The sequence below is a fragment of the Aerococcus sp. HMSC23C02 genome, from assembly GCF_001806805.1.
Lineage (GTDB): Bacteria > Bacillota > Bacilli > Lactobacillales > Aerococcaceae > Aerococcus > Aerococcus sanguinicola.
The window spans coordinates 150,504-155,241 of record NZ_KV786060.1; the positions used below are offsets into that span (position 1 = coordinate 150,504).

The 4,738-nt window shown below is 49.5% G+C and carries 4 protein-coding genes; 1 reads left to right on the forward strand and 3 read right to left on the reverse strand.

Going from position 1 to position 4,738, the window contains the following annotated elements; translation table 11 throughout:
- Window positions 1-501: 501 nt before the first annotated feature.
- The 3 genes from ftcD to HMPREF3090_RS07390 all read right to left on the reverse strand — a co-directional run bounded on the left by ftcD (window position 502) and on the right by HMPREF3090_RS07390 (window position 4,050).
- Window positions 502-1,413, reverse strand: coding sequence for a glutamate formimidoyltransferase (gene ftcD, locus HMPREF3090_RS07380; RefSeq protein ID WP_067974184.1), 912 nt, complete (start codon window positions 1,411-1,413; stop codon window positions 502-504).
- Window positions 1,414-2,320: 907 nt separating this feature from the next.
- Window positions 2,321-3,415 (reverse strand): anti-sigma factor domain-containing protein, encoded by a 1,095-nt coding sequence (locus HMPREF3090_RS09725; RefSeq protein WP_067974181.1) that lies wholly within the window; start codon window positions 3,413-3,415, stop codon window positions 2,321-2,323.
- 5 nt (window positions 3,416-3,420) lie between these two features.
- On the reverse strand, window positions 3,421-4,050 hold the full coding sequence (locus HMPREF3090_RS07390) for a hypothetical protein (RefSeq protein WP_067974178.1): 630 nt from the start codon (window positions 4,048-4,050) through the stop codon (window positions 3,421-3,423).
- A 324-nt stretch (window positions 4,051-4,374) separates the two neighbouring features.
- Here HMPREF3090_RS07390 and HMPREF3090_RS07395 point away from each other — a divergent pair.
- The coding region (locus HMPREF3090_RS07395) for a hypothetical protein (protein ID WP_210382193.1) at window positions 4,375-4,738 on the forward strand (364 nt) is incomplete at its 3' end.

Sequence of the window (4,738 nt, forward strand, 5' to 3'; positions counted from 1 at the left end):
GACTGCGGCGAAGACTTGTGAAGTGACACGAAAGTTGCCAGACCGAACCCAACTATAGGGTGCGAGGGAGCGCGGGTAGAAGTGGACCTCTGGAGCAAAGAGCCATAGAAGGCTGAAAGCCTTCGAAGGATCTTTGTGAAGAGGAGCCACTTCTGCGCGACCGAACCCGACTGTAGGGTGCGAGCAAGAGCGCTTAGTTTTCGAGACCCCTGAGTAGTGCAAATAACATGTCGCCAATTTGTATTTGGAAGCTCTGAGTGCAGATAGCATGTCACCAATTTGCATTCGAAAGCTCTTAGAGCAGATAGCAAGTCACTAGTTTGCACTCGCAAGCCCTGAAAGCAAATAGCAACCGCCGATTTGCGCCCAAGAACTCTGAGTGCAGATAGCAAATAACCCCACCACAATTTGAACAATACCATTTAAAATAAAAAACGTATCCCCAGTTTCCACTTGGCCTAGTCCCTAGGCCTCCAAGCACTGGAAGGATACGTTTTTATTTTAGTCTGCTTTAGCCTGGCGAAGTTCTTCTTCGAGGACCTGGCCTTGCGGATCAAAGTCAGCTAGTTGAAGGTAGTAGGCTGCACTGTCATAGAGGGCCTGGGCTGGGGCTAGGCCAACCAGTTCCGTTTCGAGTACAGCCACCCCATAGCGGGCTGCTTCCATGCGGACCGTTTCTAGGATCCGGTAGAGGGGCAGACTGTCCAGGTCCAAGATATTCATGGAGACTTGGACCAAGTCGCGGTCAGTTAGGGCCATGCCCAAAGCCTGGCAGGCAGGGAAGCCCCCACTCGAGCCCCGGACCTTTTTAGCAATCGCCTGAGCCACATCCAAACGATTAGTATCTAGGTTTACGTTGAAAGCGACCATAGCTGGACGCGCCCCTACAGCAGTCATCCCTGCGCTAGGATGCGGGGCTTGGGGGCCGTAGTCTACCTGCCAAGCCGGATCAGCAAGCTTATCAGCTAAACCTTCGAAACCTCCCCGGCGGATATCAGCCACCCGGTTGCGGGAAGGCTGGCTAGCCGCCTCTCCATAGAGCATCACTGGTAAGTCAAAGTCAGCTGCTAGACGCTCAGCCAGGGCTTCGGCCATCCGACACGCCTGGTCCATAGAAGTCTGGCCCAGGGGAATAAAGGGACAAACATCCAAGGCTCCCATGCGCGGGTGCTCACCCTGGTGCTGGTTGAGATCAATCTTCTCCACTGCGACGGTCGTCATTTTGATCAGTGCTTCGATCAACTGGGGGCCCGTCCCCATCAATGTAAATACGGACCGGTGGTGGTCAACGTCAGCTGAATAATCGAGCAGGACCACCCCTGCCACTGACCTGGCCTCTTGAGCGAGGGCCTCCACTACTTCCTGGTCACGCCCCTCAGAAAAATTCGGCACCGCTTCAAACAAGTCTCCCATAATCTGCCACCCTTTCTTGTGATTTCCTTCACTCTAACATAAAGCGACAAGAAAAGCTATTTGGGACCCCTAAAGCTTAGCCAAGATCATTCGCTGCATTTTTTAGGGTTTGACTGCGCAGCAGAAAGCTTCACTGCATTTTTAGAAGATTTCACTGCAAATGGCCATGGTTCACTGCAGATTTAACTGAGTTGACTGCAAGTTCATTGAGTTCCCGTTTAGAGCTATCACCTGCAATCTGCTGTAACTCAATGCGCAATTAAGGCAGTTAGCTGCATGGCACCATCATTCACTGCATGTTTTGAGGGATTGACTGCAAGCTGATAAGCTTCACGATTAGAACTATCAAGTGCAAGCTAGTCCAACTCAATGCACAATTAAGCTGTTGACTGCACACCACCACCATTCACTGCGGATTTAGCAGTTTTGACTGCAAGATATACCGATAAAAGAAGTCTGGAGCCACTAGAATAATTTTTATTCCAATAGCTCCAGGCTTAAATAATTTTTTACATGCAAGCTATAACCGAATTTGCTGTGTCAAGCCTCATTCGGAGGGCCTGATTGTGTGTTAGGCATCGTCACCCCACACTTGAAGGACTTGATTGGGTGTCGGACACCGTCAAACCACAATCGCAGACTCTACTTGGGTGCTGGGCGTCGTCAACCCACACTCAGAGGCTTTGCTTGAGTGTCGAGCACCGTCAAACCACATTCAAAGCCTTTGCTTGAGTGTTGGGGATTTAGTCGAGATTAAGGATCCAAACCTAAGCGCCAAGTCTCACACCCTTAGTCGGGCTCGACTTGGCAGGCTTGGAGTGATTTCACAAGTTAGGAACGAGCGAATGCTTCGCTCTTATCCTTACTTGCTCCAATCATCCAAGCCTAAGCGCCAAGTCTCACACCCTTAGTCGTCATCGTCGTCCCAGTCGTCGTCATCCCAATCGTCATCGTCCCAGTCATCGTCGTAGGAGGGCTGGGGTGCTGGTGCGGGAGCTCGATAAGGGGCTGGGGCTGGTTGGGGTGCGGGAGCCGACTGATTAGGCCTGGCTGGTTGCTGGGGCTGGTTAGCAGGTCGACTTGGATTCGTTTCAGGCTGGGAGGAAGGGGCTGGACTTGCTCCTTGACCTCCGGATTCTGGCTCTGCTTCGGATTCTTTCTTAGCTTCTTCTTCTTTCTTTTTCTCCTCTTCTTTTTTCTTCTCTTCTTCTTTATTTTTGGCTTCTCCTTCCTCTTTCTGGCGCTGGTCTTCGTTGACCACATGGATGTAGTCGCCATGGCCCTTCAGACGGTCTTTCTTCTCTTGGTCGGACAAGTCACGACTTTCCTCACGCGTCCAGATATTGAGGTCATAGTGGTCGATCAGGTAGTCGGCCAGGGACTGGCCCTTATCTTTGGCTGCTTGGTATTCGCTATTTTCAGCCTGGAGGAAGATTAAATCGCCATCGTAGCCGTTCGCTTCATAATAATCACGGATCTGCTGGCGGACTTGGTCGGCCTGGTCTTTAGGCAGGCCTGTGCTTGCGACCACCATGTTCTGGTCATCCGCCACTTTCACTTGGCCGAGCAGCTGGTCGATCTCATCCTTGAGCTTCTCACCGATATACTTGGCGGCCGCTTGTTCCTTGCCACTGGCGTCAGCTAGGGATTGGATGGTCCCCTTACTGTCCACTTCTAACTGGATGCTTGGATTGCGTCCCAAGCCTAGAATCTCATCTTCCTGGCTCCAATTGCTGGCTACTGTCGCTACACCGATAACTAAAAGGGCCATGGCAGCCACGAGGATTCCTGTTAACCAAGGAAGGCCTTTTTTCTTACTTCCTGACTTCAAGGGCACTGGCGCCTTGGCAGGTGTTTGTTGGTAGCGATCTTCTTCTGTGATATAGATCTGCTGGCCGACCGTCAAGCCGTCCTTTAAGCGGATGCGGAGGATTTCCCCCGACCGCGACATGGCCAAGGCATAGTCGGTCTTTATCTCTAATATAAGCACTTCTTCAAACATCCCGCTCACCCCCTAATCCAATCTAATATGGCCCGGTATTCCTTCACAAAAATGATAATTACCGAAATAATAAAGGTCTTGGACCCCTTGATCACCTTCTCTGTCACGTCAAAAGTCCGGCTCATCTTACGGATGGGCAAGCGCTTCTTAGTGAAGAGGTGGTCGGTAATGGCCCGCTTCTTACTGGATGCTTCAGAAATATCAATGGCCCGCTCTCGGGTGTCTCGGTGCTTGGGCGCTTCATCCGCTAATTGTTCCAGCGTAATCGCAAAGTCTTCCAAGTCTTCCTTCCAGGCTTCAATCTCAACCTTCATATCCGTCTGCGACACCGGCCGCTCGTCTACTGGGTCAAAGCCTAATTCCTGCAAGTCGTCTAAGGAAACATCCTGCTGGTCCTTGCCCTCTCCCTTAAGATGAGTCAGGACCCGGCTCTTAATCACCAGTTTACAGAAGGCTAAAAAGTGCCCCCGGTCTTCATCATAACGTGAGATGGCCTCATCGAAAGCCATCAAAGCCACACTCAAGGCATCATCATTGCCGACTTCCACATAGCGTCCCGTTATTTCAGATACTGTCTTAATAATAAAACCAAAATGTTCTTGAATGAGCGCATTCCGTTCCTCTCGCGTCTCCATCACTTATCCCCTCATTCCTCCATAATCAGAGCCTCCAGCCCTAAGACAAAATACAAAAGCCCAAGAAATTTTAGGGCCTATTTTGCCCTACTATAGCAAAAAAGAAGTACCGAAGCGACTGAAATGGTCATTTTTAAAGAAAATCTCCAATATTTTAGAAATTAGTCCCTAAATTTTTTAGCCCCCTTGTATTTTATAACAAGAGAGCCAGAACGTTCTCGGGTCTACTCGACCCAAAATCTTTTTTTAAAAAAGGGCCCTAAATTTTGGACAACCCTTGTATTGTATAGCAGGAGGGCAAAAATAGTCCTCGCATCACTCATTATGACAGAAAAGAAAGGGAATGATCACATGAAACTGGATAAAAAATTACTCATCGCACTCGGACTGATTGGAGCAGGCAGCCTTGGACTTGGCGAAACTGTCCAAGCTGATGACTTCGATGACGATTACGATGACTATGAAGATTACGAAGTTGATGACGACTGGGACGATTACGACACTTATGATGACGATTATGATGGTTACGACGATGACTGGGACGATTATGACGCCTATACTGACAGTTATGACTATGACGGTTATGACGATATTTACGACGATTATGACGACGATATCTATGATGATGACTTAAGCGTTGACGATTACGATGATATCCACGACGATTTTGACGACGATGATCAGGATG

Bases quoted from the DNA above. Each gene is read 5' to 3' on its own strand.
- HMPREF3090_RS09725 (WP_067974181.1), bottom strand. From the start codon at position 3,415: ATGTTTGAAGAAGTGCTTATATTAGAGATAAAGACCGACTATGCCTTG.
- ftcD (WP_067974184.1), bottom strand. From the start codon at position 1,413: ATGGGAGACTTGTTTGAAGCGGTGCCGAATTTTTCTGAGGGGCGTGAC.
- HMPREF3090_RS07390 (WP_067974178.1), bottom strand. From the start codon at position 4,050: ATGGAGACGCGAGAGGAACGGAATGCGCTCATTCAAGAACATTTTGGT.